Below are 25,857 nucleotides of genomic sequence, written 5' to 3'. Positions count from 1 at the left end.
CCATGCGACTCCGCAGTCCCCTCGCCTTCGGCGTCACCGCAGCAGCCGCCTCCGCCCTCGTGGCCGCCGTGGCCGCCGTGACGGGGGCACCCGCGGTGGCGGCGGAGGCGGGCGGGGCTCCGGGCGGGCAGGTCTGCGTGGTGAACGGCCGCTTCGGAGCCGTCGGCGAGCGCCCGGCCTGCGGCACGGGTGCCTCGGCGGCGGGCGGCCTCACCCCGGCGTACCAAAGGAGATCGTCCGCCACGGCGACCACCACCGGCACGCGCCCCGCCGCGAACCGCCCCGCAGCGAACCGCCCCACCTGCGCCCCCGCCGACAGTGCCGACTTCCCCCTCGACACCCGGATCCAGAAGGGCCCCGCCGCCTACCACCCCGGCGGCGCCCCCCGGCCCTGGACGATCGAGCTCACCAACACCACCGGCGAGCCCTGCCGGAACATCCACCCGATCCTCGTCCTGGTCGACCGGAAGCAGACGCTCCGGCCCCGGCAGATCCGGCTGGAGTTCCACGACGGGGCGCGCTGGCGGCCGGTGCCGTTCGAGGAGACCGACCAGGACGAGCACATCGGCGTCTTCGACGACGGCTTCGCCGGGTTCACGGTCGGTGCGGGGCGGACCGTCGGCGTCAAGGTCCGCCTCGCCTTCGCCCCCGGCGCGCGGGCCGACCACGTCGTCGCCTCCGCCGCGCTCGTGCAGCGCCGGGGCGACGACGGCGACTGGGTCGGCGAGTCCAACGACTACCCGTTCGACATCGTGGCGGCGCCTCCCGGCACCGGGACCGGGAAGCCGCTCCCTCCCCGGCAACTCGCGCAGACGGGCCCGGGGGTCACGCGTGCGCTGGGGGTGACCGCAGGCGCCCTCGTCCTCGTCGGCGGCGCCCTCGTGGCGGGAGCCCGGCGCGTTCGGCCCGCAAGGTCTGGCCGCTAGCCCTCTGGAGCCCTCTGTCCGAGGACACCCGTCGTTCACCTGCGTGTTCACGTACGTCTGCGAACATCCCCGGGTGGACAACCCGAACCCCGCACACCCCGCCGCCCACCTGCTCGACCAGGCGCCGGGCGCCCCCATCCGCTCCGGCATCCCGGAGCACGGCCGCATCCCGAAGTACTACGCCGTGAAGGCCAGGATCGCCGTCCTGATCGAGGAGTTGGGGGACGGGCAGCCGCTGCCCACCGAGCGGGATCTCGCCGAGCGGTACGAGGTGGCGCGCGAGACCGTGCGGCAGGCGCTGCGCGAACTGCTCCTGGAGGGACGGCTGCGCCGGCAGGGCCGCGGCACCGTCGTCGCGGGCCCCAAACTGGAGCAGCCCCTGTCCCTCGCGAGCTACACCGAGGGCGTGCGACGGCAGGGACGTACGCCGGGGCGCAACCTCATCTCGCTCGACCGCTTCCCGTGCCCGCCCGCGCTCGCCGCCGAGATCGGCGCCGCCGTGGGCGAGCCCGTCTGGCACATGGAGCGGGTGCTGCTCGCCGACGACGAGCGGGTCGGCCTGGAGAGCACCTACGTCTCCGTGGCGCGGGTGCCGCGGCTCGACGACGACTTCGAGCCGGACTCGTCCTTCTACGCGTACCTGCGCGACGCGCTCGGCATCTCCTTCGGCGACGCCGACGAGCGGATCGAGACGGTGCTCGCGACCCCGCGCGAGGCCCTGCTCATCGGGACGCCGCCCGCGCTGCCCATGCTGCTGATGCACCGTCTTTCGCGGGACACCTCGGGCCGCCCGCTGGAGCGGGTCCGCACCCTCTACCGGGGCGACCGGTTCTCCTTCACCACGCACCTGGGGAGCGCGGACCCGGCCGGCTGAACCTCCTCCTCGCGTACGCCGGCCGACGCACGGTGATAACGGAAACGTAACGGGTCTAGGCCAAGCTTGGGTGCCCGTTCACCGTCCCGTTGCCCACCAGCCCCGCGCGGGTCACCCACCCCCAGGAGCGTTGCCGCCGTGAGAGTCATCGTCGTAGGAGCCGGCGTGGTGGGAACCATGCACGCCTGGCACGCAGTGGAACGCGGCCACGAGGTCGTACAGATCGAGCGCGAGAGCGAGGCCCGCGGGGCGTCGCTGCGCAACTTCGGCCAGATATGGGTGAGCGGCCGGGCGGGCGGCGAGGAGCTGGACACCGCCCTGCGCGCCCGCGAGCTGTGGGAGGGCATCGGCGCACGCGTGCCGGGCCTCGGCTTCCGGGCCAACGGCTCCCTCACCCTCGTGCGCAACGAACGCGAGCACGCCGTCGCCGAGGCCGCCCTCGCCCGCCCCGACGCCGCCGCCCGCGGCTACAAGCTGCTGACCGCCGAGGAGGCGCGCGCCCTCAACCCGGCCCTGCGCGGCGAGTTCGGCGCGGCCCTGTGGTGCGAGCGGGACGCGGCGGTCGAGCCCCGCACCGCCCAACTCCGGCTCAGGGAAGCCCTGCTGGCCTCCGACCGCTACACCTTCCTGCCGGGCCGCGAGGTCCGCGAGGTCGTCGGCGCGGGCGCGGTGCGCGACGACCACGGCGACGTGCACACCGGTGACGTCGTCGTCCTCGCCACCGGCGCCTGGCTCGGCGGCCTCGTCCGCGAACTCGCGGGCCCCGACCTGCCGGTGCGCCGCGTACGGCTTCAGATGATGCAGACCGAGCCGCTCGGCGAGCCGCTCACCACCTCCGTCGCCGACGCGGACAGCTTCCGCTACTACCCGGCGTACCGGTCGCCCGCGCTCGACGAGCTCAACGCCGGGCAGGCCCAGCGGCCGACCGCCGCCGCGCACAAGATGCAGCTGCTCATGGTGCAGCGCAAGGACGGCGGCCTGACCATCGGCGACACCCACGAGTACGAGCACCCCTTCGCCTTCGACACCGTCGAGGACCCCTACGACCACCTCACCGAGGTCGTCGAGGGCTTCCTCGGACGGCCGCTGCCGAAGATCCGGCGCCGCTGGGCCGGGGTGTACGCGCAGTGCGTCGACACCAGCCGGGTCGTGCACCGCCAGCAGGTGAGCGAGGGCGTCTGGCTGGTCACCGGACCCGGCGGGCGCGGCATGACCTGCTCGCCCGCGATCGCCGAGAAGACCGCCGACGAGTTGGGATGGTGAACGAGATGACCACGCACCGCACGGGCCTTGTCGTCCTGGACATGGCCGGGACCACCGTCGCCGACGGCGGCCTGGTCGAGCAGGCCTTCGCCGCCGCCGCGCGCGAACTCGGCGTCGAACCGGACTCCGCGGACCACGCCGCGAAGCTGGAGTACGTGCGCGCCACGATGGGCGAGTCCAAGATCTCCGTCTTCCGGCACCTGTTCGGCGAGGAGACGCTCGCACGGCAGGCCAACACCGCCTTCGAGAAGGCGTACGGCGCGCTCGTCGACGGCGGCCGGATCGCGCCGATCCCCGGCGCGCGGGAGGCCGTCGAGGAGCTGCGCGCCGACGGCAGGACCGTCGTCCTGACCACCGGATTCGCCCGCGTCACCCAGGACGCCATCCTCGACGCGCTCGGCTGGCGCGACCTGGTCGAGCTGACGCTCTGCCCGGCCGACGCGGGCGGCCGGGGCAGGCCCTACCCGGACATGGTGCTCAGCGCCTTCCTGCGCACCGGCGCCGTGGCGGGCGTCCAGGAGATCGCCGTCGTGGGCGACACGGCGTACGACATGAAGAGCGGGGTGCGGGCCGGGGCCGGTGTCGTCGCCGGGGTGCTCACCGGCGCCCACGGCGACGCGGCGCTGCGCGAGGCCGGCGCCACGCACGTCCTCGGCTCCGTCGCCGAACTCCCCGCCGTCCTCAGGGGAGTCGGCTGATGGGCAGCGGGATCCGCTTCGACCGCGTCTCGGTCGCGTACGGCGGGCACACCGTCCTCGACTCGCTCGACCTGACCGTCGAGCCCGGCGAGGTGATGGCCCTGCTCGGGCCCTCCGGGTCCGGCAAGACCACCGCGCTGCGGGCCGTCGCGGGCTTCGTGCGGCCCGCGTCGGGGCGGGTGTTCATCGGGGACCGCGACGTCACCGGGCTGCCACCGCACCGGCGGGGCATCGGGATGGTCGTCCAGCAGTACGCGCTCTTCCCGCACATGCGGGTCGAGGACAACGTCGCCTTCGGCATGAAGGCGCAGAAGGTGGCCAAGGGCGAGATTCCCGGGCGGGTCGCCGAGGCGCTGGAGATGACCGGCATGGCGGCGTACGCGAAGCGGTTCCCGCGCGAGCTGTCCGGGGGACAGCAGCAGCGGGTGGCCATCGCGCGGGCGCTGGCCATCCGGCCGGGCGTGCTGCTGCTCGACGAGCCGCTGTCCGCGCTCGACGCGCAGCTGCGGTCGGGGATGCTGGCCGAACTCGCCCGGCTGCACCGGGAGTTGCCCGACGTGTCGATTCTGTACGTCACCCATGACCAGGTCGAGGCGCTGACTCTGGCGGACCGCATCGCCGTCATGGACCGGGCGCGGCTCCAGGACTGCGGGACTCCGCAGGAGCTGTACCGGGCGCCCCGGACGGAGTTCACGGCCTCCTTCGTGGGCAACGCGAATCTCCTGCCGGTGACGGTGGGTTCGGGGGGTGTCTCATTCGGCGGCACCGAGATCGAGGTCGACACGGGAGGCGCGGGGGCCGGGGCGACGGCCACCTTGTGCGTGCGGCCGCACCTGGTGGGCCTCGGGGAGGGACCCAACCCTCTGCGGGGGACGGTCTCCGAGGTCCAATGGCGGGGCGCCACACATCGGTTGTACGTGGATGTGGGCGGGGAGCGGGTGAAGGCGGACGTCCGCGAGCTCCGTACTCCGCCCGGCATCGGGGACCCCGTGACCCTGCACTTCGCGCCCGAGGACGCGGTGCTGCTGTCCGCGGGGGTGACCGATGGGTAGTCCCGGTGAGCGCCTCCTTGAGGACGGGCCCGCGACGGGGGCCGTGCCCACCCGTTCCGCCGTGCGGAACGCCTGCCCACAGCAGGAACGGGAGCGGTCCGTGGCCCGTCAAGTCCCCCGGTTCGTCTGGGCCCTGCCCCCTGTCGCCCTCCTCTCCCTCTTCTTCCTCTATCCCCTTCTCCTCGTCGTCCAGCAGTCCGTGCGGCCCGACACGGGTGGGACCTCGCTCCAGCCCTACTCCGACGTCTTCGCCTCCGAGGCCTTTCGGGAGGCTCTGGGGACCACCGTGTGGCTCGCGGTCGGGGCGACCGTGGGGTGTCTCGTGCTCGGGTTCGCGCTCGCGCTGATCATCGCCTTCGTACCGTTCCCCGGCGGGAAGGCCGTGTCGAAGTTCATCGACGTCTTCCTCTCCTTCCCGTCCTTCCTGATCACCCTCGCCCTGCTGTTCGTCTACGGGACGAAGGGCATGGCCAACGGCCTGTGGACGGACGCCACCGGGGCCGCCGAGGGGCCCTTCCAGTTCCTCACCACCCCGTGGGGCGTGCTGCTCGCCGAGATCACGTACTTCACGCCGTTCGTGATGCGGCCGCTGCTCGCCGCCTTCTCCCAGATCGACACCGCGCAGATCGAGGTCGCCTCCAGCCTCGGGGCGAGGCCCGCCCGCATCGTGCGGCGCGTCATCCTGCCCGAGGCGCTGCCCGCGCTCGCCGCCGGCGGCAGCCTCGTCCTCGTCATGTGTCTCAACGAGTTCGGGATCGTCCTCTTCACGGGGGCCAAAGGCGTCACGACGCTGCCGATGCTCGTCTACAGCAAGGCGATCCTGGAGTCCGACTATCCGGCCGCCTGTGTCGTCGCCGTCGTCAACATCGCGATCTCCGTGGGCCTCTACGGCCTCTACCGGGTGGTGAGCCGTCGTGTTGGTGCATAGCCGCAAGGGCAAGTGGGCCACCTGGGTCCTCTTCTTCGCGCTCTTCCTGCCGCTGTTCGCGCTGCCGCTGCTCGTGATCCTCGCGGCCTCGTTCTCCGCGCACTGGTCGGGGGCCTTCCCCTCCGGGTTCACCGCCGAGCACTACGCGTCCGCCACCCGCGGCGAGTCCCTCCAGGCGCTCACCACCAGCCTGCTGACCGCCGTCGGGGCGAGCCTGCTCGCGCTGACCGTCGGATCCTGGGCCGCGCTCGCCGCCGCCTCCCTCAAGAAGGGCGGCAAGAGGCTGCTCGACGCGCTGTTCATGCTGCCCGTCGCCGTGCCGTCCGTGGTCGTCGGGCTCGCGGTGCTCGTCGCGTTCTCCAAGCCGCCGATGATCCTCAACGGCACGCGCTGGATCGTGATCCTCGCGCACACCATTCTTGTCACGGCGTTCGCCTACCAGTCGGTTTCGGCTGCCATCGTGCGTCTCGACCCGGCGTACGAACAGGCCGCCGCATCCCTCGGCGCCCGGCCCTCGTACGTCCTGTGGAAGGTGAAGCTGCCGCTCCTGCTGCCGTCCCTGAACGCGGCCGCCGGGCTCTGCTTCGCGCTCTCCATGGGCGAGCTGAGCGCCACGATGATGCTCTACCCGCCGGACTGGATGCCGCTTCCCGTGCGGATCTACGCGGCCACCGACCGCGGTTCCACCTTCACCGGTGCCGCCGTCGCGGTGGTCCTGATGGCGGCCACGCTGCTCGTGCTCTTCGCCGTCTCCCGCATCCGCACCCGCGCCTCCTATCGCTGAACCGCCCCTTCCCCCGAGGCTCTCCGAGTTCTTCAAGGAGTACGAAACGTCATGTCCCGCCTTACCCGCGTCCGTCACGTCCGCACGATCGCCGCCGTCGGCGGAAGTCTCGTCCTCGCCGGTTCCCTCACCGCCTGCGGCGGCAGCTCCGCCGCGTCCGACGACAAGGTCGTCACCGTCTACAGCGCCGACGGCCTCAAGGGCGAGAACGGCGACGGCTGGTACGACCGGGTCTTCAAGGACTTCACGAAGAAGACCGGCATCAAGGTGAACTACGTCGAGGGCGGCTCCGGCGAGATGGTGCAGCGCGCCGTCCGCGAGAAGTCGAACACGCAGGCCGACGTCATCATCACGCTGCCCCCGTTCATCCAGCAGGCCGACGAGAAGGGCCTGTTGCAGGCCTACAGGCCCAAGGGCTCCGAGGAGGTCGACGGCGCCGACAAGGCCGCCGACGGCAAGTGGACCTCCGTCGTGAACAACTACTTCGGCTTCATCTACAACAAGAAGGAGCTGGCCGGCGGCAAGGCCCCCAGGACGTGGGAGGACCTGACCGAGGGCACGTACAAGAACAAGGTGCAGTACTCCACGCCCGGTGTCGCGGGCGACGGCACCGCCGTGCTCATCAAGGCGATGCACGACTTCGGCGGCAAGGAGCCGGCGATGGCGTACCTGAAGAAGCTCCAGACCAACAACGTCGGCCCCTCCGCCTCCACCGGCAAGCTCGCGCCCAAGGTCGACAAGGGCGAACTCCTCGCCGCCAACGGCGACGTCCAGATGAACTACGCGCAGTCCAAGGACATGCCGAACCTCGGCATCTGGTTCCCGGCCACGAAGAAGAACCCGGACAGGCCGACCACCTTCGCGCTGCCGTACGCGGCGGGCCTGGTCAGCAAGGCGCCGCACGACGCCAACGCCAAGAAGTTCCTCGATCACCTGCTGAGCCAGGAGGCGCAGCAGCAGGTCAGCGAGATCGGCGGCGGCTTCGCGGCCCGCAAGGACGTCAAGGCCACCGACGCCAACGCGGTCGCCCTCGACAAGATCGTCGACGGTGTGGAGGTCTTCGAGCCGGACTGGGCCGACATCTCGAAGAACCTTGCTTCGTACGTGGAGGACTGGAAGTCGGCCACGGGCAGCTGAGCGTTCACCCTTCGGTCCAAGTGTTCATCCCGAGAGTCCTGTTCGCCGCGTCGGACCGTACGGAAAGATAGCGGAAAGATAACGGGTCTGGTCCCAACGCCCCTGGAGATCCAGGGGCGTTGGTGTGCGCTCCACCCCACGCCGCATTGGAGGATCACGTGTCGAAACCCCTCTCCCGCCGCTCCCTGCTCCTGGGCGCCGCCGTCGCGACCGTCGCCGCCGGACCGCTCGCCGGTGCCGCGCGCGCCGCCGCCAGGACGCCCAAGGTCCTGGTCATAGGCCTCGACGGCGCCCTGCTGAACAGAATCAAGGACGCCGACACCCCCACCCTCAAGGGCCTGATGGGCGCGGGCCTCACCGCGCCCAGCGCCCTCTACGCCCAGCCGCTCGCGCCCACCTCGTCCGGGCCCGGCTGGTCGACGCTCATCACGGGCGTCTGGCCCGACAAGCACAAGGTCGTCAACAACGAGTTCACCGGCCACCAGCTCGCGAAGTACCCGGACTTCATGACCCGGATCGAGGCGGCGAAGCCGTCCCTGCGGACGTACGCCGTGGCGTCCTGGGCGCCGATCACCGACACCATCTTCTCCGCGAAGGTCGACGCCCGGGTCTCCACGCCGGCCGCCGAGTACGACGCGGGCACCACCTCGCGCGCGGTCGCCGAGGTGCGGAACGGCAACCCCGACGCGGTCTTCGTCCAGCTCGACAACGTCGACCACGCCGGGCACGCGAGCGGCGCGGCGAGCCAGGCCTACCTGGACGCGCTGCACGGCGTCGACACCCAGGTCGGCCAGATCCTCGCCGCGGTGAAGTCCCGTGCCACGTACGGCGCCGAGGACTGGCTCGTCATGATCACCGCCGACCACGGGCACACCGACGCGGGCGGCCACGGCGGCTCCACCTGGGCCGAGCGGCAGACGTTCATGATCGCCACGGGCGGCACCGTCACCGCGGGATCGGTCCGTCACGACGTCCGCATGCCCGACATCGCCGCGAGCGCCCTCGCCCACCTCGGCATCGCCCTCGACCCGGCCTGGGGCCTGGACGGCCGCCCGGTCCAGCAGCCGACGCCCGACGACTTCGACGCCCTGCGGTCCGAGCTGACCGGGCCGGTCGACGAGACCGGCATCGGCTCCGGCGTCCTCGGCTTCACGCACACACCGCCGAGCGGCTGGAGCGTCGACAACACCCGGATGGGCACCGGCGGCGTCACCGAGTGGCGCGGCTGGTCCTTTACCACGGACGAGTTCTGGACGAAGGCCGAGCGCGACCAGCGGCGCGAGAACAACATCCGCGCGCGGGGCGTCTTCGCCGTCGCCGACGGCGACGAGTGGTCCGACAAGTCCTTCTCGGGGACCTTCGACTCGACGCTGGTCAGCCCCGCGTACGAGGTGACGGGCGGCCGGCGGGCCACGCTCACGTATACGACGTACTACCGCCAGGAGGCGCCGCAGAAGGGCGAGGTGCTCGTCTCGTACGACGGCGGGGCGCCGGTCGCGGTGCGGACGTACACGGCGGACACGCCGTCCGTCGTCGAGACCATCGCCCTCGACGTGCCCGCGGGAGCCCGGAAGGCTCAGGTCCGCTTCCGGTACACCGGGGGCAACAACTGGTACTGGACGATCGACGGGGTCAAGATCACGACTTCCTGATTAGGCTGGGGGCGTCGGCACAGCGCTGTCCCGGCGCCCCAGGCAACCCGTACACCGCAGGAGTGCACCCCATGGCAGAGCGCAAGCCCATCGAATCGTGGCTCACCGACATGGACGGCGTGCTCATCCACGAGGGAGTGCCGATCCCCGGCGCCGACGCCTTCATCAAGAAGCTCCGCGACTCGGGCAAGCCCTTCCTGGTCCTGACGAACAACTCCATCTACACCGCGCGCGACCTCCAGGCCCGGCTGACCCGCATGGGCCTCGAAGTGCCGGTGGAGAACATCTGGACCTCCGCGCTCGCCACCGCGAAGTTCCTGGACGACCAGCGCCCCGGCGGCACGGCGTACGTCATCGGCGAGGCGGGCCTGACCACGGCCCTGCACGACATCGGGTACGTCCTGACCGACCACGCCCCCGACTACGTGGTCCTCGGCGAGACCCGCACGTACTCCTTCGAGGCCATGACCAAGGCCGTCCGGCTCATCAACGGCGGCGCCCGCTTCATCTGCACGAACCCCGACGAGACGGGCCCCTCCACCGAGGGCCCGCTGCCCGCCACCGGCGCCGTCGCGGCGCTGATCACCAAGGCGACGGGCAGGACGCCGTACTTCGCGGGCAAGCCCAACCCGCTGATGATGCGGACCGGGCTGAACGCGATCGGGGCGCACTCGGAGACGAGCGCGATGATCGGCGACCGCATGGACACGGACGTCCTCGCCGGCCTGGAGGCGGGCATGGAGACGTTCCTGGTCCTCACGGGTCTGACCTCCCGCGCCGACATCGACCAGCACCCGTTCCGCCCCTCGAACGTCGTGGACTCCATCGCGGACCTGGTGGACCGCATCTAGTCCCTGTCCGGGCCGGCCGCGGGCGCGGCCGGCCCCTGCGGGAGGGGCGGGGTACCCGTTTGCCCCGTATCAGGATGCGGACATGCTCACCGGGCGTGAATCTCGGATACAGGAGGTTCACGATGCGTATACGTTCCCTTGCTGTCCGTGGGGCAGGAGTGGCCGTCGTCCTGGCGGTCGGGATGCCCCTCGGTGTGGCCCAGGCCCACGACGACGGTTCGGTGCGGGCCACCGTCACCCCGGGCAGCGCGGCGCCCGGCGCCACCGTGGAGGTGAGCGTCACGGGCTGCGACGGCACGACCGGGTCGGCCGGCTCGGGCGCGTTCGAGGGCGACGCCCAGCTCACCGGCCGTGACGGCGGCAAGTACTCCCTCAACGGCAGCGCCCGGATCCGCCACGGCGTCGCGGGCACCTACGACGTCACCGTCAACTGCGACGGCCACCCCCACCAGGGCGCGGGCACCGTCCACGTGATCCGGCACCACCCGGACCCGGTCTCCCCGGTACGGGCCGGAGGCGGCGGCACCGCGCAGCTGACCTCGGCCGCCTCCGCCGAGGCCGCCGAGGCGGGTCCCGGCACCCGGCACGCCGTGATCGGCCTGGTCCTCGCCGGCGTCGCCGCCGTCGCCGTGGCCTTCCGCAGCGTCCGCCGGCGCCGCTCCGAGTGACGGGCGGGGACGGGTCATGTCCGGCGGTGAGCGCTCCTCCGGTTCGGGGCGGCTGCTGACCGGCGCCGCCTGGGCGGTCCTCCTGGTCGGCCTGTGGCTGTGGGGCAGCGACGCCGTGGACCTGCGCGGCGGCCTGTCCGCGCCCACGACGGGCGACGCGGCGGCCGTCGGCCGCCCCCTCGGCGTCGAACTGCCGCCCGCCCACGCACCGCTGGCGCCCGCGCGCCCGCACCGCGTCGACGTGCCGTCGCTGAAGGTGCGGGCCCCGGTCGCGGCCCGCGGCCTGGACGCCGAGGGCGCCATCGACCCGCCGCCCTTCGAACAGCCGGGCACCGTCGGCTGGTACGGCGGCGGCACCCGCCCCGGCGCACCCGGCGCCGCCCTCTTCGTCGGCCACGTCGACACCGAGACCAGGCCCGCCGTCTTCTACGACCTCAGCGCGGTGCGCCCCGGCGAGAAGGTGAAGGTGGCCCGCGACGACGGCACCGTCGCCGAGTTCACCGTGGACGACGTCCAGGTCATCACCCGCGACCGGTTCGACGCGGGGAAGGCGTACGGCCCGCGCGAGAAGGGCCGCGCGGAACTGCGCCTGATCACCTGCGGCGGCACCTTCGACAAGGCGACCCGCACCTACACGGCGAACGTGGTCGTCTCGGCGTACCTCACGGGCGTCGCCCGCTGAACCTCCGGGGCCACTACCTGGCCCGGTCGACGGCCCGCTCCCCCCGGAGCCGCCGACCGGGCTGGTCCTCGACCGCGCGCGCACGAGCTGCGGGAGGAACCCGGCGCCGGCGCGGGAGGTGCGGGGACCATTCCGAAGCGCGGAATGGCCTACAAGGCCGGGGGCTTGGGCCGTGCAACAGACTCTAGAACGAATGGGCGCGCGGGCCTAGAGGGGGACGGCACTCGAATGACGCCAAGTCGTCACTCCCTCTCGCTCCGTGATCGCCGCAGGTGACGCGGGATGCTCAGGAAGGTTTGGACCTGTCGCCCCGCAGAGTTTCGCCGTCGATCGAGCCCTTGATCACCTGGGTCGCGACCAGGTCCATGACCTGCCGCTCCCGGCGCGCATAGCGCCGCAGCACCTCGAACGCCTCGTCCAGGTCGATGTCCCAGCGCTCGGCGAGTATGCCTTTGGCCTGTTCGATTCGGATGCGGCTGTCCAGTGCGGTCTGGAGTTGCCGGGACAGGGTCCGGTACTCGGAGTGAGCGCGGTGATTGCACAGGCCCACCGCGGCGGCGCGCGCGAGCGCCTGCGCGATCCGCAACTCCCGTTCCGACGCCACCGCATGATGCCGCTCGGGCACGAAGACGTTGAGGACGCCGAGCACCCGGCCGCCCCGGCTGATCGGCACCGCGTACGTCCCCGCGACGCCGTGCTTGTCGGCCTGCTCGGCGAACTCGGGCCAACGGGCCCCCGCGCCCTCGGAGTCGATCCGCACCGGAGCCACCGTCTCGCCGGAGCCGAAGCTGTCCACACACGGGCCGCCGCAGCACTGCACCTCCAACAGGTGACGCACCGCGTCCTGTTGACCGCTGCACGGCACCAGGCGCACGGGCTCGTCCCCGCCGGTGTACATCACCCCGGCGCTCAGGGCGCCGAGCAGCTCGACGGAGCGGTCCGCGAGCCACGTCAGATAGCGCTCGGGGTCGAAGTCGTCGGCCAGGGTGTCCGCGGTCTCCACCAGGACCTCCGCAAGCCGCAGTTCGCTGTCGCGGTCCCGCATGCCCCATCCACCTCCAGTCCCCGCGCCCTGCGCCTACCCCGCGCGAGCGGGCTGTAACAGCTCTCCTACAGCTCCTTGCGGCACTACGGGCGGGCCTCGTGGGCAGGGAGTGCGTATGCCAGGATTGGGAAACGGACAGTGCACCCAAGGGGGAGTGGATGTACCGCAAAGGCACCGGCCGTGGGCACGGTATCGCGGCCAGGGGGGTGAGGACGGGAGTGGCGCTCGCGGGGGCCGCGCTGCTCCTCTCCGCGTGCTCCTCCGGGGGTGACTCGGACGGCGACACGTCGAGTCCGCCGGTCGAGCAGCAGCCCAAGGGCAAGGACCCGTACTGGGTCAATCCGGACGGCAACGCGGCCAAGCAGGTCGCCGCGTACGACAAGGACGGCAAGAAGGACGACGCCGAGCAGATCCGGAAGATCGCCGAGCAGCCGGTCGCCGAGTGGATCGTCCCGGAGAACGCGGAGGACCAGGCGCGCGGCTTCACCGAGGCCGCCGAGAAGGCCGACCGCGACGCGCTCCTGGTCGTCTACAACATCCCGCACCGCGACTGCGGCCAGTACTCCGGCGGCGGCGCGGCCGACGGCAACGCCTACCGCGCCTTCATCGACCAGGTCGCCAAGGGCATCGGCGACCGCCACGCCACGGTGATCCTGGAGCCGGACGCGGTCCTGCACATGGTCGACAACTGCACGCCCGAGCAGTTCCACGAGGAGCGGTACGACCTCCTCAAGGGCGCCATCGGCAAGCTCAAGTCCCTGAAGAACACCAAGGTGTATCTGGACGCGGGCAACGCGGGCTGGAAGAACCCCGACTCGCTCTGGGAGCCCCTGAAGTGGTCCGGCGTCGAGCAGGCCGACGGCTTCTCGGTGAACGTCTCCAACTTCCAGACCACCGAGGCCAGCACGGAGTTCGGCAAGACGCTCTCGGCGAAGATCGGCAACAAGCCGTTCGTCATCGACACGGCGCGCAACGGCAACGGTCCCTACACCAAGGGCAAGGACCCCTGGTGCAACCCGCCGGGCCGCGCGCTCGGCGAGGCGCCGACCACCAAGACGAGTGACCCGCTCGTCGACGCGTACCTGTGGATCAAGCGGCCCGGCGAGTCCGACGGGACGTGCCGGGGCGGCCCGAAGGCGGGCGAGTGGTGGCCCGAGTATGCGCTCGGGCTCGCGAAGGCGTCCCGGTAGGGGCGCGGCGAACTGCGCGATCAGCCCACGAAAAGCCGCAGTCGCGTCTGCCGGGTTACTGAGCAGACGCGACTGCGGCTTCGTTGTGGTTGCTCGCGCAGTTCCTCGCGCCCCTGAAGCGCCCTCCGGGCGCCCCTAAGGCACCCGCACCCACTGCGCCTTGCTGGGCGTGCCCTGGTCGTCCGTCACGAAGAGCATGTACCAGCCGGACTCGACCAGGCTGCGGTTCGTCGGGACGGTCACGGTGACCGAGTCGTCGGACTTCTTCAGGTCGAGCGCGATCGACGTCTGGTCGATGTCCGTGACGTGCGTGGACGCGCTCGGCTTGATGAGGCGGGCCGTCTTGATGGACGACGCGTGCTGGGTCGCGAACGTCCCCGAGCCGCCCCGCTGGATCGTCTTCGGGCCCTTGCCGAGGCTCGGCTGCGAGCCGTGGTAGAGGTACGGCGGCGTATAGATCTCGATGCGCTGCTCGAAGACGCCCGGCTTGGTGTTGGCCTTGTCGGCGTAGAGCGAGTCGGAGCCGAAGAACATCACGCGGCCGTCGGGCAGCAGGATCGAACCGGAGTGGTAGTTGCGGCCCACGACGGGGTCCGCGACCCGCTTCATCTCACCCGACTTGGCGTCGTAGATCCGCGCCTGGTGGATGTTGGAGTCGCCGCGCCCGCGGTAGTCCTCGGAGCCGCCGGAGATCAGCACGGTGTCGTCGGGCAGCGTCGAGATCTGCGGGTAGCGCGTGCCCTTGTCCAGCTCGGGGCCGTCCGTGAACTTCGGTGCGTCCGCCTTCAGGTCGACGACGCGGGTCTTCTTGCTGGACTCCTTGGACTCGCCGACCCCGCCGCCGCCGACCACCATGTACTTCTGGTCCTGCGCGGGCGGCAGCTCGACCGTGCCGGAGGTCTCCATGAGCTTCTGGTCGCTCAGGCCCGGGATGCCCTGCCACTTGTTGGTCTTCAGGTCCCAGATGCCGGGCTTGCGGCCGACGTCGTCCGGGCCGTACCCCGCGTTGGAACCGGAGTAGAAGAGCTTGCCGTCGGCCATCTGGAAGATCGCCGGGTACGTCGGGAACTGCCGGATCCCCTTGGTGTACGTCCACTTCTTGGTCTTCGGGTCGTACACCTCGTTCTTGCCCGGCACCAGCTGGCCGATCTCGTCGAGGCCCGAGGTCGAGAGGATCTTGCCGTCGGTGAGCGTGGTCAGCGTGGGGTACCAGCGCGCCTCGTTCATCGGGTCGACCTTGATGTACCGCTCGGCGACCGGGTCGAACTCGAAGGTGTCCTTGATCCCCTGGAAGTCCTTCTTGTCCAGGGCCAGCTTCTGCGCCATGCCGTAGACGTTTCGGGTGTCGGCGCCCTTCAGGCCCTGGATGCGGTAGTTGTCCTGGGTGCCCGTCTCGTACTTGGCGCCGCTCTTCTGCGCCTCCACGTAGACCCGGCCGAGGCCCGGCTCGGTGCGCAGGAACTCGCCGGTCTGCTTGTCGAAGACCTTCTTCGCCTTCTCGACGAGCAGGCTGTCCTGGGAGACGAACGTCTTGCCGTTCTTCTTGCCGGTGAACTTGGTGCCCGCGGGGATCGTCTTCGGCTCGTCCGGGTCCTCGTTGTGGACGATCATCAGGCCGCCGGCCTTGGTGATGTCGCCCTTCAGCTTCTCGTAGCGCTGGGTGCCGCCCGCGATCAGCAGATTGCCGTTGCCCAGCTGGGTGTGGCCCGTGCAGAAGAGGTCGGTCGGCGTCGGGATCTTCTTGATCGTGTTCTTGACCGGATCCCACAGCCGGGTGTCGAACTTCTTCTTGTCGAAGTTGGCCTGGTTGTTGCCGGACCCCGCGACGAGCAGGACCTTGCCGGTGTGCAGGAGGGCCGCGTGGATCGTGTTCTGGCGGTACTCCTCGGGGAAGTTCACGACCTCCCAGTGGCCGTTGTCCGCCTTGTACTCCGGCTTGTTGATCTTGTAGTCGTGGTACTTCTCCGAGCCCACGCGCCAGAGCCACGGGCCGTTCATCCCTGCCAGCGCAAGGACGACCGCCGCGCCTATCGCGATGCGGCGGGCGCGGCGGCGGCTGGAACGGTCTTTCATTTCTTACGTCCCCCAAGGGAAATCTGCATGGTCTGGTCGGGCGCGGCCCAGCTGGGCTTCTGCTGCGGGGCGTGCGGGGCCGTGTGCCCGCCCGGCGGGGCCGGGTCGGCCTGCGGCAGCTGAGCCGTGGCGTCGCGCTGCTGCGGAACCATCGTCTCCGCTCCCTGCGCCGGTGCGGTAGGCCCGGATTGCGCCCCTGGCTTGGACTTCTTCCTGTCCTGCCGCATGCCCCAGCGCCACGCGAAGATCGGCGCGGCCGTGATCAGCAGGGCGAAGGTGGCCCAGGTGATCATCGCGGGGTGGGAGTGCCCGTACATGAACGAGGCCGCCATCGAGGCCCCGAAGACCAGAATGAAGAACAGGTGGATCCGGAACGTCCCGAACAGCGTGTCGGGGCTGGCCGAATCGCCCTTGGGGGTCACCACGAACTTGCTCTTGCGGCGCAGCGCGGCGTCCATCAGTGAGCGCGCGTAGACCGGGGCCGAGAGCGCCGACATCACCATGCCCGCCACACCGCCGGAGCCCTCGGGCTCGTGCGGGGAGACGTTGTGCCTGCGGTTCCAGATGTAGAGGCCGATCTGGAGCGCGGAGGCGTTGCCGTACAGCATCAGCCAGATGGTCGGGTCGATGTTCACGCCGGACGCGCCGAGGCCCAGGAACAGCGCGCAACTGAGCGCCGCCAGGATCCAGTTCATGGCGGACATCGGGTAGAAGATGACCATCATCGTGTAGTTGAAGAGACGGCCCGGGGGCAGCGAGAACGGTGCCTTCCAGAACTGCTTGAGGATCGTCTCGTACGTCCCCCGCGACCAGCGCAGCTGCTGGGTGAAGAAGTCCGTCCAGGCGTTGGGGCCCTCGCCGACCGCGAGCACGTCCGGCGTGTAGACCGACTTCCACTTCTTGCCGGTCCCCGGGTTCGTCGCGCGGTGGATCTCGAAGCCCGTCGCCATGTCCTCGGTGATCGAGTCGTACAGACCGCCGATCTGCTTCAGGGCCTTGATGCGCACGGCGTTGGACGTGCCGACGAACATCGGGGCGCCGTAGGCGTTCCCGGCGCGCTGGATCAGCGCGTGGAAGAGGAACTGCTGCGACTCGGCGGCCTTGGTGACGAAGTTGTCGTAGTTGCCGTAGACCTGCGGGCCGATGACGAAGCCGACGTTCTCGTCGCGGAAGAAGCCGAGCATCCGCTCCAGGTAGTTCGGCATCGGGACGTGGTCGGTGTCCACCGACGCGAAGTAGTCGTAGTCGTCGCCGTGCGCGTCCAGCCAGGCGTTGTAGTTGCCGTGCTTGGTCTTGGCGCGGTGCGGTCCCTTGGCCATGTTCCACTTCGCCACGCCCTTGCGGGAGAAGTGGTGCACGCCGAGCCGCAGGCAGACCTCCTTGACCTCAGGGTCGTCACCCTCGTCCAGGAGCCAGACATGCATCAGACCGCGGTGACGGATCTTGACCGCGGCCTCCAGGGTCTTCGTCACCATCTCGATCGGCTCCTTGCCGGGCACGAACGAGGTGAGGAAGGCGACTCTGGTGCCGGTCTCGGGCACCACCGGGATCGGGTCGCGGGCGACGAGCGTCGCGTGCGCGTTGGACAGCACGTTCATGCAGCGGAAGAACTCGATCAGGCCGATCGAGACCAGCATGACGACGTCGAGCACCGGCAGCCATTCGTTGGCCACGTAGTCCCGCTCGGTCCAGTGTTCGGGCTGCAGGAGCCAGCCCAGCAGGATCAGGGAGAGCAGCGGTGCCGCGCCCAGCATCAGCGCGGCACGTATGCGGTGCGGTTCCTGCGAGAGCAGCGAGCGGTACTGCACCTTGTACGGCTTGCTCGGGTCGGGCTGGGTCAGCGGCCCGGCGAGTCTGCTGTAGTGCTCGTAGTCGTACCGCGGCAGCGTCTTCTTGATCCTCCGGAACCCGCCCGTCCGGTGCGACGGCACCCGCAGCTGGGTCGTCTGTGACGGGTCGTTGTGCCGCGCGCCCGTCGGCGTCGACGTCATGAGTCATCCCCCCGCGCGCGGTCCCCCGCGCGTTCGTTGGTCCTTCCGCCCGCTCAAGTCCCCCTGTAGACCGTCACGAGCGCATCAGTGGCAGGCCACCGTCCCCTTAGACAGGGAACGACGGTCTTCCGGTTGCATGATGCCCCCCTCGGCATCGCTTCATGAACGGGACCCCCGTCCCTGCCCCGCCGCGGACCGGACGGGTCCCCAACTGCCCCGTATCGTCCGCCTCATGAGAGCCAATGGCTCCAGGACAGGGTTCTACGCCGCACAGCATGATCGCAAGGGCGAAACAAGGTGTTTACCGGTCATACGAGCGATTTGGGGCAACCATTGGGGTGGGCGGGGTCAGGCGGGTGCGAATGTTGCCGAAGTGTTCCCGTATGGCCCGCTCCGCCCTGAGAACGTCGCCCGACCGCACCGCATCCAGGATTTCGCGGTGCTGACGGCAGGTGATCTTCGGATCCTGCGGTACGGCCACCAGATCGGTGCGGACTCGGTGGAAGGCGTCCCAGAACGCCTCCAGGACCTCGCCGAGCAGCCGGTTGCCCAGGCAACGGTAGAGCGTGGCGTGGAACGCGCGGTCCGTCTCGGCGCGCACCTCGCCGCCGACGGGCGCCGCCTCCGCGTCCATCCGGTCCACCAGCGCGTCGAGTTCGGCCAGGTCGGCCGGGGGGATCCGGCCGGCGAGGCGCGCGATGAGCCCGGTCTCCACGGCCTCCCGCAGCTCCAGGAGCTGGCGCAGGCTGTCCTCGCCGCGGTAGTGCCCGGCGACGGTGCGGAAGGTGAGGCCCTCAATCATCGGCGCCATCGACATCGGGCCGACATAGGTGCCGAAACCGTGCCGGATCTCGACGATGCCCATGGCCTGAAGCGCCTTCAGTGCCTCTCGCACGGAGTTCCGGCTGACGCCCAGGCGCTCCATCAGCTCGGGCTCGGTCGGAAGGGAGGCCCCGGAGGGCAGCCGCTGATCGATGATGAGCTTCTTGATCCGCTCCTGGATGTCGCGCGCCATGGCGCAACGGTAGCGGTACGCGTGCGGGCTCCGGCCCCGGTCGGGCACGACGAAGGCCCCCCGCGTGAACGGAGGGCCTTCGCTGTCTGTGCGCCGCCAGGGACTCGAACCCCGGACCCGCTGATTAAGAGTCAGCTGCTCTAACCAACTGAGCTAGCGGCGCCTGCTGACCCGGAGAACTCTACCGGACGTCCGGGGGTGCTCCTGACCACCCGGCGTCCGGCCGGTGCCCGCGGGGGAGCCCCGGGCCGCCCCGCGGGAGTTCCCGGCGCGCGGCCCGATCCATCATTCGGACCGTCAACATGCGGTATCCCGGGACAGTTGAGAAACTGACGGACGTGCAGATGCGAGGACATTCTTTTCCGGGGTGTGAGGGGAATCGCATGGAGGATGCTCCGGTATTCGAGGAATTCGACCCCGAGAGCGACTGCGACTGCCCCGGCTGTATTCACCGGCGCCGGACCATGGCCCACGGCCTTCCGCTGCGGCTCGGCGGCCATCCGGGGGCGCACGGCGCGCGCCGCGCCCTGGTCCTCGCCGCGGCGGCCGGCACGGTGCTCGGCGGCCAGGCGCTGCCCGCGGTGGCATCCGCGCAGGTCGAGGGCGTTCCGGCGCGGCCGGTGGCGGGTCCGGGAGGCGACGGGCCGGGCACGCCGCAGGGGGGTGCGAGCCCGCTGCACGGTCCGTCCGGGCGGCCGGCGAAGGCTCCCGCGACGACGCCGGCCAGGACGACGTCCGGCCCGGCGTACCGGTCGACCACCCGGGCGGCGATCATCAACCGGGCCAAGAAGTGGGTCGCGGCGAAGGTGCCGTACAGCATGGAGAAGTACTGGTCGGACGGCTACCGGCAGGACTGCTCGGGCTTTGTCTCGATGGCCTGGAACCTCGGCGGCAATGAATGGACGGGCAGCCTGGAGAAGTACGGGGTCCGTATTTCCCGGGACCGGCTCCAGCCCGGCGACATTCTTCTCTTCCACAATCCGGCGGACCCCACGAACGGTTCGCACGTGACGATTTTCGGCGGCTGGACCGACTACACGCACACGCATTACCTCGCCTACGAACAGGCCCGCCCGCACGCCCGCAGACAGGCCACTCCCTATGCCTACTGGTCCAACGGGGACCGCTATCTGGCCTACCGCTTCAAGGGTGTGACGGGCGGCACTCCGGGCGGCTCGGGATCGGGCTCCGCCTCGACGCGGTACCCGGGCGCGGGGTCCTTCGGCCCCGGGGCGGACAACGCCCACGTCACGCGGCTCGGCAAGGCCCTGGTCGCCCGGGGCGGCAAGCGCTTCTACCGGTCGGGTCCCGGCCCGCGCTGGAGCGACGCGGACCGCAGGGCCACGCAGGCCTTCCAGCAGGCGCAGGGCTGGCGGGGCAAGGACGCGGACGGGCTGCCGGGCCCGACGACGTGGTCGTACCTGATGAAGGGGAAGGGCCGGGACATCCCGGAGGCGGGCTCGGGCTCGGGCTCGGGCTCGGGCGGCGGCTCGTCGGTCGACGGCGGGAAGGGCACCGGCGCCCCGGCGTACCCGGGCCGGGGGATCTTCCGCCCCGGCCAGTCGCACGCGGCGATCGAACGGCTCGGCCGGCAGCTGGTGAAGAAGGGCTTCGGCACGTACTACGAGCGGGGTCCGGGCCCGCGCTGGAGCGAGAGCGACCGGCGCAACGTGGAGGCGTTCCAGCGGTCCCAGGGCTGGCGGGGCGCGGCGGCCGACGGGTATCCGGGGCCGGAGACGTGGCGGCGGTTGTTCCGGTGAGCGGGAGGCCGGGGGCGGGGGTGAGGCCCGGGCGCGAACGTGCCGGGGTCAGCAGGGTGGCCCGGTCACGCGGGTGGCCCGGGGCAGGTCCGGGAACCGGTCACGGCCGTGACGCGGGCACGAACGAGATCGAGGCACGAATGACGCGGAGGCACGGATGAGTGCGACGGCAGCTTCACAGCCCCAGTCCCCGCAGTCCGACGGGGCACCCGAGCCGGGCGGCGCGCGGCCGTCGCGGGTGATCCAGAGCGAGGCCACCACCGAGATCCCCGTCCACCTCCTCTTCCGCGACGACCCGGACGACGCGACGGGCGTACCGCTGTCGCCCGCCGTGGTGCGCCGCCGGCAGGGGACGGGCGAGCAGCCCAGGGCCACGCGCAGGCCCGCCCCCGTGACCTCGTCCCTCACCTCCGCGCACGCCGAGCCGGTCGCGCGGCCCGTGCCCGACGTCGACCCCGCCCTCGTGGAGCGGCGGGCGCGGGTGCTGCCCGGGATCGTCGGGGTGCTCGGCGGCTGCGCGGGCGTCGCTGGGTGTGCGCTGTCGTTCTGGTGGGCGGGCGTGCTGCCCGAGCCCGTGGTGCGGATGGCGGGGCTGCCCGGGTACGGCGGTGCGGGGCTCGGGGCCGAGCAGTGGGCCTCGCTCGCCGGGTCGGGGGCGCTCGGGCTCTTCGGGTTCGGCGGTCTCGCCCGTGGCCGGGTCGGCCGGGCCTGGGTGCTCAGCCTCTTCGGGCGGTACCGCGGCACGGTCCGCCGTACCGGACTGCTCTGGGTGAACCCGCTACTGCTGCGCCGCCGGGTCGACGTGCGCCTGCGGCACTGGCGGAGCGAGCCGATGGCGGCCGTGGACCGCTGCGGGGTCGCGCTCCGCGTCGTCGTGCTCGTCGTGTGGCGGGTGAGGGACACCGCGCGGGCGACGCTCGCGGTCGAGGACCACCAGGAGTATCTGCGCCAGTGCGTGGAGGCGGCCACGGCGCGGGTCCTGTCCCGGCTGCCCGCCGACGCCTTCCACGACGAGGCCCCCACCCTGCGCGACGCCGAGGCGGTCGGCACCGCGCTGACCCGGGCGCTCGCGGCGGACGCGGGGGCGGTGGGCATCGAGGTGTTCTCGGTGCAGCCGACCCGTATCGAGTACGCGCCCGAGGTCGCCGCCGTGATGCAGCGCCGCCGGGTCGCCGCCCTCGACGCGCGCCACCGCGACACCGTGCTGACCTCGGTGGTCGACTCGGTCGAGGACACGGTGGCGCGGCTGACCACCCGGGGCCTGGTGGAGCTGGACGACTACGAGCGCAAGGCCCTGGTGAAGGACCTGACGGTGGCGTTCTATACGGGCCATGGAGAACACCGATGATCACGGCACCGCGCCCCTCGGCCGCCTCGCGGCCGACGCCTGGCGGCTGACGGAGGGCGTCCCGCGCGCCGTCCTCGGCATCGCGGGCCCGCCCGGCACCGGCAAGTCGACGCTCGCGCGGGCCCTGGTGGAGCGGCTCGGGGCGGGCGCCGCGTATCTGCCGCTGGACGGGTTCCATCTGTCCAACGACCAGTTGGCGCGGCTCGGTCTGACCGCGCGCAAGGGGTCGGAGCCGAGCTTCGACGTGGCGGGGTACGTGGCGCTGCTGCGCCGGGTGCTCGACGACCGGGCGCACGACATCTACGTACCCGACTACGACCGCACGCTCCACGAGCCGGTCGCCGCCCGCCACCTGGTCGCGCCCGCCGCCCGTCTCGTGATCACCGAGGGGAACTACCTGGCCTGCGACCTGCCCGGCTGGCGTGCGGCGCATGCGCTGATGGGGGAGTGCTGGTATCTGGACACACCGGGTCGTATCCGCCAACAGCGTTTGGTGGAAAGGCAGTTGGCGGGCGGCCGGTCGCCGCGGGCGGCGGCGGAGTGGGTCGCGACGAACGACGGCCCCAACGGTGAACTCGTGGAGACGTCCCGCGGGCGATGCGGACGGATCCTCTCCATCATTGGTATGGACATGTTCAACTAACGGCAATAATCTGAGGCTTGGTCTAGACCGCAGTGCGCGCACGTCCCACGGAACTCCCCATGTTCAGCAGGAGCAGGAGCGGCACATGCGAAACAAGAAGATGTACGCGGCCCTGGTCGGCCTCGGCACCGTCGGCGCGTTCGCGCTCTCCGCCGGTGGCGCGAGCAGCCACGGCTACACGGATCTGCCGGCCAGCCGCCAGATCAACTGTGCCAAGGGCGTGGTGACCAACTGCGGCTCCATCCAGTACGAGCCACAGAGCGTCGAGGGCCCCAAGGGCTTCCCGGCCGCGGGTCCGGCCGACGGCAAGATCTGCTCGGCGGGTATCGCGGGCTTCGACCAGCTCAACTCGCCCAAGGCGCCGAACGGCGGGGCCTGGCCGACCACGAAGGTCAGTGCCGGTCAGAACTACAGCTTCCGCTGGCAGTTCACCGCGCGGCACCGCACCACCGACTTCAAGTACTACATCACCAAGCAGGGCTGGGACGAGAGCAAGCCGGTGACCAGGGCCGCCCTGGAGACCACGCCGTTCCTCAACGTGCCGTACAACAGCCAGCAGCCGCCCGCGACCCTGTCGCACAGCGGCACGATCCCCGGTGGCCGCAGCGGGCACCACGTGATCGTCGCGGTCTGGACGGTCGCGGACACGACGAACGCGTTCTACGCCTGCTCGGACGTCCAGTTCTGACGCCATGACACCCCATCGGAACCGGGCTTCCCCCTCGGTTCTGAGCACCCCTTGAGGATCTTCCCCCCGCCCCACGGGTAGGTTCTGCGCACGCCGTGCACGACCTCACGGCGTGCGCGGAGCCGTGCCTGTGCGGTCCGCACCGAGATCGGGGGATCCTGATGGAGTTCATGTTCTACGCCGTGGCCACGCTCATCGCCGTGATGCTGATAGTCGGCGCGGTGCGGCTGGTCAAGCGGTCCGGCGAGCTCGACCGGGCCTGGCGCAGCGGCCTCACGGCCCAGGCGCGCTGCCTGCGGGCGTACACGACGACGCGGGGTGGCGGCGGCAACAGCCACGTGACCACGACGCTGCACCACGTCTACGAGTTCACGACCCTCGACGGCCGCTACGTCCGTTTCGAGGAGGAGCACGGCCCCGCGACGACCGTCGAGGGCGACCTCGTCACCGTGCACTACGAGGCCGCTCGCCCCGAGGCGGCGACGGCCCAGGCGCCCCGGCCCTACGCGCTGACGGCGGGCACGTTCGGCCTGCTCTGCTTCCTCGGCGTCATGCTGGTGCTCTGCATCTACTTCATGGTGTCGGTGAACGACATGTTCGCCGACGACGTGTACAGCGACCTTCCCTGACGCCCGATCCGGCGCACACCCTCCACATCTGACGAGCCGTCAATTATGGTGCGCGGCCATGGAGAGCACCGGGAACACGGTCGCGGAACTCGTACGGGCGCGGTGGGGCGACCACCGCACCGGCCTGCGCTTCACGGGCGGGGAGCTGACCCACCACCAGGTGGCGGCGGGCGCGGCGGCCAGGGCCGCGCTGCTCGCCGACCTGCTGCCCCGCGGGCGCGAGCCGCACATCGGCGTACTGCTCGACAACACCCCCGAATATCCCCTGTGGCTGAGCGCCGCCGCGCTCGCGGGCGTCGCGGTGGCCGGCATCAACCCCACCCGGCGCGGCACCGAACTGGCCCGCGACATCGTGCACACCGACTGCGGGATCCTCGTGACCGAGCGGCGCCACCTTCCACTGCTCGACGGCCTCGACCTGCCCGGCGTACGCGTCCTGGTGACCGATACGGACGCGTACGCCGCGCTCCTCGCGCCCTACGCCGACGCGGAACCGGAGATCGCGCGCACGGCGGGCCCCCGCAGCCGCATGCTCCTCTACTTCACCTCGGGATCCACGGGCGCGCCCAAGGCGGCGATCTGCACCCAGGGGCGCCTCGCGGCGGCCGGGGCCTCACTGGTCGCGCACTTCGGGATCAAGGACTCGGACACCCACTACGTCTGCATGCCGATGTTCCACGGCAACGCGGTGATCGCGGACTGGGCGCCGGCGCTCGCGGCGGGGGCGGGGGTGGCGCTGCGCGCCCGCTTCTCGGCGTCGCGGTTCCTGCCGGACGTCAGGGAGTTCGGGGCGACGTACTTCACGTACGTGGGGCGGGCCGTGCAGTACGTCCTGGCCACGCCCGAGGGGCCGGACGACCGGGACAACCCGCTGCGGATCGGGTTCGGGACCGAGGCGGGGGCGGTGGACGCGGCGCGCTTCGAGGAGCGGTTCGGGGTGCGGCTCGTCGAGGGCTACGGGTCCTCCGAGGGCGGGGCGGCGATCCAGCGGACGCCGGGCACGCCCGACGGGGCGATCGGCCGGGCGGCGCCCGGGGACGACCTCGCGGTGGTCGACCCCGGGACGGGGCGGGAGTGCGAGGCGGCGCGGTTCGCGCCGGGTGGGCGGCTGGTGAACGGGGCCGCCGCGATAGGGGAGTTGGTGAACCGTGGGCCCAGCCCCTTCGAGGGGTACTGGCGCAACGAGGCGGCGCAGGCCGAGCGGGTGCGGGACGGGTGGTACTGGACCGGTGACCTCTTCTACCGGGACGGTGAGGGGTACCTCTACTTCGCGGGGCGGGCGGACGACCGGCTGCGGGTCGACAGCGAGAATCTGGCGGCCGCGATGATCGAGAACATTCTCGCGCGGTACGAGGGGGCGGTGGCGGTCGCCGTGTACGCGGTGCCGGATCCCGTGGCGGGGGACCAGGTCATGGCGGCGGTGGCTCCGCCGGAGGGGGCGGGATTCGATCCGCTCCTCTTCGCGGAGTTCCTCCTCTCCCAGGAGGACCTGGGGACGAAGATGGCGCCTCGGTTCGTGCGGGTGGTGGAGCGGATGCCGGTGACGGCGACGAACAAGGTGGCGCGGTCGGTGCTGCGGGCGGAGGGGTTCCTCCGGGGCGGGGATCCCGTCTGGTGGCGGCCCCCCGGCGCGGGCGCCTTCCGCCGCCTCACCCCGTCCGACGTCACGTCGCTCCTCGCGGGGTACCGGGCCCGGGGGCGGGAGGCCTTGCTGACGTGAACTGGCCGGGGGCCCTGCGCGGTTCGGCTGCGCCGGGCCGGGGCCACGGTCATCGCCGCCCGGCACCGGGGTTCTGCCCCGCCTGCGCCGGGGCTGGGGCCACCTTCATCGCCGCCCGGCCCCGTCAGCTTCCCGGCGCTCCGCGCCGGGTCTTCCCCACCCACCCACCCGTTTACCCCGCACCGCCCTGCGGGACCGGCTGCGCCGGGGCTGGAGCCACACTTGTCGCTGCCCGGCACC

23 protein-coding genes and 1 tRNA gene are annotated in these 25,857 nt (G+C 71.4%); 19 read left to right on the top strand and 5 right to left on the bottom strand.

The genetic code is table 11. The annotated features are described in order from the left end of the window. The first annotated feature begins 2 nt into the window (after positions 1-2). The 12 genes from AB0L89_RS35010 to AB0L89_RS34955 all read left to right on the top strand — a co-directional run bounded on the left by AB0L89_RS35010 (position 3) and on the right by AB0L89_RS34955 (position 11,515). Positions 3-926: a hypothetical protein gene (locus AB0L89_RS35010; RefSeq protein ID WP_365150472.1), complete on the top strand. Its 924-nt coding sequence runs from the start codon at positions 3-5 to the stop codon at positions 924-926. Between the two features lie 73 nt (positions 927-999). Beyond that, positions 1,000-1,800 (top strand): GntR family transcriptional regulator, encoded by an 801-nt coding sequence (locus tag AB0L89_RS35005; RefSeq protein WP_365150469.1) that lies wholly within the window; start codon positions 1,000-1,002, stop codon positions 1,798-1,800. Positions 1,801-1,938: 138 nt separating this feature from the next. Next, entirely contained in the window at positions 1,939-3,063 is a 1,125-nt protein-coding gene (locus AB0L89_RS35000; protein WP_365150466.1) for a TIGR03364 family FAD-dependent oxidoreductase, read from the top strand. A gap of 5 nt (positions 3,064-3,068) precedes the next feature. Continuing rightward, positions 3,069-3,761, top strand: coding sequence for a phosphonatase-like hydrolase (locus AB0L89_RS34995; protein ID WP_365150463.1), 693 nt, complete (start codon positions 3,069-3,071; stop codon positions 3,759-3,761). Next, positions 3,761-4,813, top strand: coding sequence for an ABC transporter ATP-binding protein (locus AB0L89_RS34990; RefSeq protein WP_365150460.1), 1,053 nt, complete (start codon positions 3,761-3,763; stop codon positions 4,811-4,813). Before AB0L89_RS34995 ends, AB0L89_RS34990 begins: the two co-directional genes overlap by 1 nt. Then, the gene (locus tag AB0L89_RS34985; protein ID WP_365150457.1) at positions 4,806-5,741 is read left to right on the top strand and encodes a 2-aminoethylphosphonate ABC transporter permease subunit; all 936 of its coding nucleotides are present in this window, start codon (positions 4,806-4,808) and stop codon (positions 5,739-5,741) included. The genes AB0L89_RS34990 and AB0L89_RS34985 overlap by 8 nt, the downstream gene beginning before the upstream one ends. After that, positions 5,728-6,525, top strand: a complete 798-nt coding sequence (locus tag AB0L89_RS34980) for an ABC transporter permease subunit (RefSeq protein WP_365150454.1) — start codon at positions 5,728-5,730, stop codon at positions 6,523-6,525. The genes AB0L89_RS34985 and AB0L89_RS34980 overlap by 14 nt, the downstream gene beginning before the upstream one ends. A gap of 51 nt (positions 6,526-6,576) precedes the next feature. Then, the gene (locus tag AB0L89_RS34975; protein WP_365150451.1) at positions 6,577-7,662 is read left to right on the top strand and encodes a 2-aminoethylphosphonate ABC transporter substrate-binding protein; all 1,086 of its coding nucleotides are present in this window, start codon (positions 6,577-6,579) and stop codon (positions 7,660-7,662) included. A 158-nt stretch (positions 7,663-7,820) separates the two neighbouring features. Further along, positions 7,821-9,314: an alkaline phosphatase family protein gene (locus AB0L89_RS34970; RefSeq protein WP_365150447.1), complete on the top strand. Its 1,494-nt coding sequence runs from the start codon at positions 7,821-7,823 to the stop codon at positions 9,312-9,314. A 71-nt stretch (positions 9,315-9,385) separates the two neighbouring features. Continuing rightward, a complete protein-coding gene (locus AB0L89_RS34965) occupies positions 9,386-10,165 on the top strand; it encodes an HAD-IIA family hydrolase (protein ID WP_365150444.1) in 780 nt (259 codons plus the stop codon). 122 nt (positions 10,166-10,287) lie between these two features. Next, complete coding sequence (locus tag AB0L89_RS34960; protein ID WP_365150441.1) at positions 10,288-10,833, top strand: hypothetical protein; 546 nt, start codon at positions 10,288-10,290, stop codon at positions 10,831-10,833. Between the two features lie 16 nt (positions 10,834-10,849). After that, a complete protein-coding gene (locus AB0L89_RS34955; protein ID WP_365150438.1) occupies positions 10,850-11,515 on the top strand; it encodes a class F sortase in 666 nt (221 codons plus the stop codon). Between the two features lie 286 nt (positions 11,516-11,801). Here AB0L89_RS34955 and AB0L89_RS34950 read toward each other — a convergent pair whose 3' ends face one another. Next, complete coding sequence (locus tag AB0L89_RS34950) at positions 11,802-12,560, bottom strand: GAF and ANTAR domain-containing protein (protein ID WP_365150436.1); 759 nt, start codon at positions 12,558-12,560, stop codon at positions 11,802-11,804. A 158-nt stretch (positions 12,561-12,718) separates the two neighbouring features. Between AB0L89_RS34950 and AB0L89_RS34945 the strand changes: the two genes are divergently transcribed. After that, positions 12,719-13,750: a glycoside hydrolase family 6 protein gene (locus AB0L89_RS34945; RefSeq protein WP_365150433.1), complete on the top strand. Its 1,032-nt coding sequence runs from the start codon at positions 12,719-12,721 to the stop codon at positions 13,748-13,750. Positions 13,751-13,885: 135 nt separating this feature from the next. On the opposite strand, the gene AB0L89_RS34940 is transcribed toward AB0L89_RS34945, so the two are convergent. The 4 genes from AB0L89_RS34940 to AB0L89_RS34925 form a co-directional block, all read right to left on the bottom strand. Then, the gene (locus AB0L89_RS34940; RefSeq protein ID WP_365150430.1) at positions 13,886-15,823 is read right to left on the bottom strand and encodes a kelch motif-containing protein; all 1,938 of its coding nucleotides are present in this window, start codon (positions 15,821-15,823) and stop codon (positions 13,886-13,888) included. Beyond that, positions 15,820-17,814 (bottom strand): glycosyltransferase family 2 protein, encoded by a 1,995-nt coding sequence (locus AB0L89_RS34935; RefSeq protein ID WP_365150427.1) that lies wholly within the window; start codon positions 17,812-17,814, stop codon positions 15,820-15,822. The genes AB0L89_RS34940 and AB0L89_RS34935 overlap by 4 nt, the downstream gene beginning before the upstream one ends. A 301-nt stretch (positions 17,815-18,115) precedes the next feature. Beyond that, on the bottom strand, positions 18,116-18,829 hold the full coding sequence (locus AB0L89_RS34930) for a FadR/GntR family transcriptional regulator (protein WP_365150424.1): 714 nt from the start codon (positions 18,827-18,829) through the stop codon (positions 18,116-18,118). An 89-nt stretch (positions 18,830-18,918) separates the two neighbouring features. After that, a tRNA-Lys gene (locus AB0L89_RS34925) sits at positions 18,919-18,992 on the bottom strand. A gap of 220 nt (positions 18,993-19,212) precedes the next feature. Here AB0L89_RS34925 and AB0L89_RS34920 point away from each other — a divergent pair. The 6 genes from AB0L89_RS34920 to AB0L89_RS34895 all read left to right on the top strand — a co-directional run bounded on the left by AB0L89_RS34920 (position 19,213) and on the right by AB0L89_RS34895 (position 25,617). Then, positions 19,213-20,589: a peptidoglycan-binding protein gene (locus AB0L89_RS34920; RefSeq protein WP_365150421.1), complete on the top strand. Its 1,377-nt coding sequence runs from the start codon at positions 19,213-19,215 to the stop codon at positions 20,587-20,589. Between the two features lie 157 nt (positions 20,590-20,746). Beyond that, entirely contained in the window at positions 20,747-21,937 is a 1,191-nt protein-coding gene (locus AB0L89_RS34915) for an SPFH domain-containing protein (protein ID WP_365150418.1), read from the top strand. Then, positions 21,921-22,580 carry an AAA family ATPase gene (locus AB0L89_RS34910; protein WP_365150415.1) on the top strand — a complete coding sequence of 220 codons (660 nt, stop codon included), beginning with the start codon at positions 21,921-21,923 and terminating at the stop codon, positions 22,578-22,580. The genes AB0L89_RS34915 and AB0L89_RS34910 overlap by 17 nt, the downstream gene beginning before the upstream one ends. An 85-nt stretch (positions 22,581-22,665) precedes the next feature. Next, the gene (locus AB0L89_RS34905) at positions 22,666-23,268 is read left to right on the top strand and encodes a lytic polysaccharide monooxygenase (RefSeq protein WP_365150412.1); all 603 of its coding nucleotides are present in this window, start codon (positions 22,666-22,668) and stop codon (positions 23,266-23,268) included. A 161-nt stretch (positions 23,269-23,429) separates the two neighbouring features. Then, positions 23,430-23,897, top strand: a complete 468-nt coding sequence (locus tag AB0L89_RS34900) for a DUF3592 domain-containing protein (RefSeq protein ID WP_365150409.1) — start codon at positions 23,430-23,432, stop codon at positions 23,895-23,897. Positions 23,898-23,955: 58 nt separating this feature from the next. Continuing rightward, complete coding sequence (locus tag AB0L89_RS34895; RefSeq protein ID WP_365150407.1) at positions 23,956-25,617, top strand: AMP-binding protein; 1,662 nt, start codon at positions 23,956-23,958, stop codon at positions 25,615-25,617. Positions 25,618-25,857: the final 240 nt, after the last annotated feature.

The organism is Streptomyces sp. NPDC052114, assembly GCF_040680155.1.
GTDB lineage: Bacteria > Actinomycetota > Actinomycetes > Streptomycetales > Streptomycetaceae > Streptomyces.
Note: the sequence above shows the minus strand (reverse complement) of the source record. Positions and strands in the feature narration are given on the sequence as shown.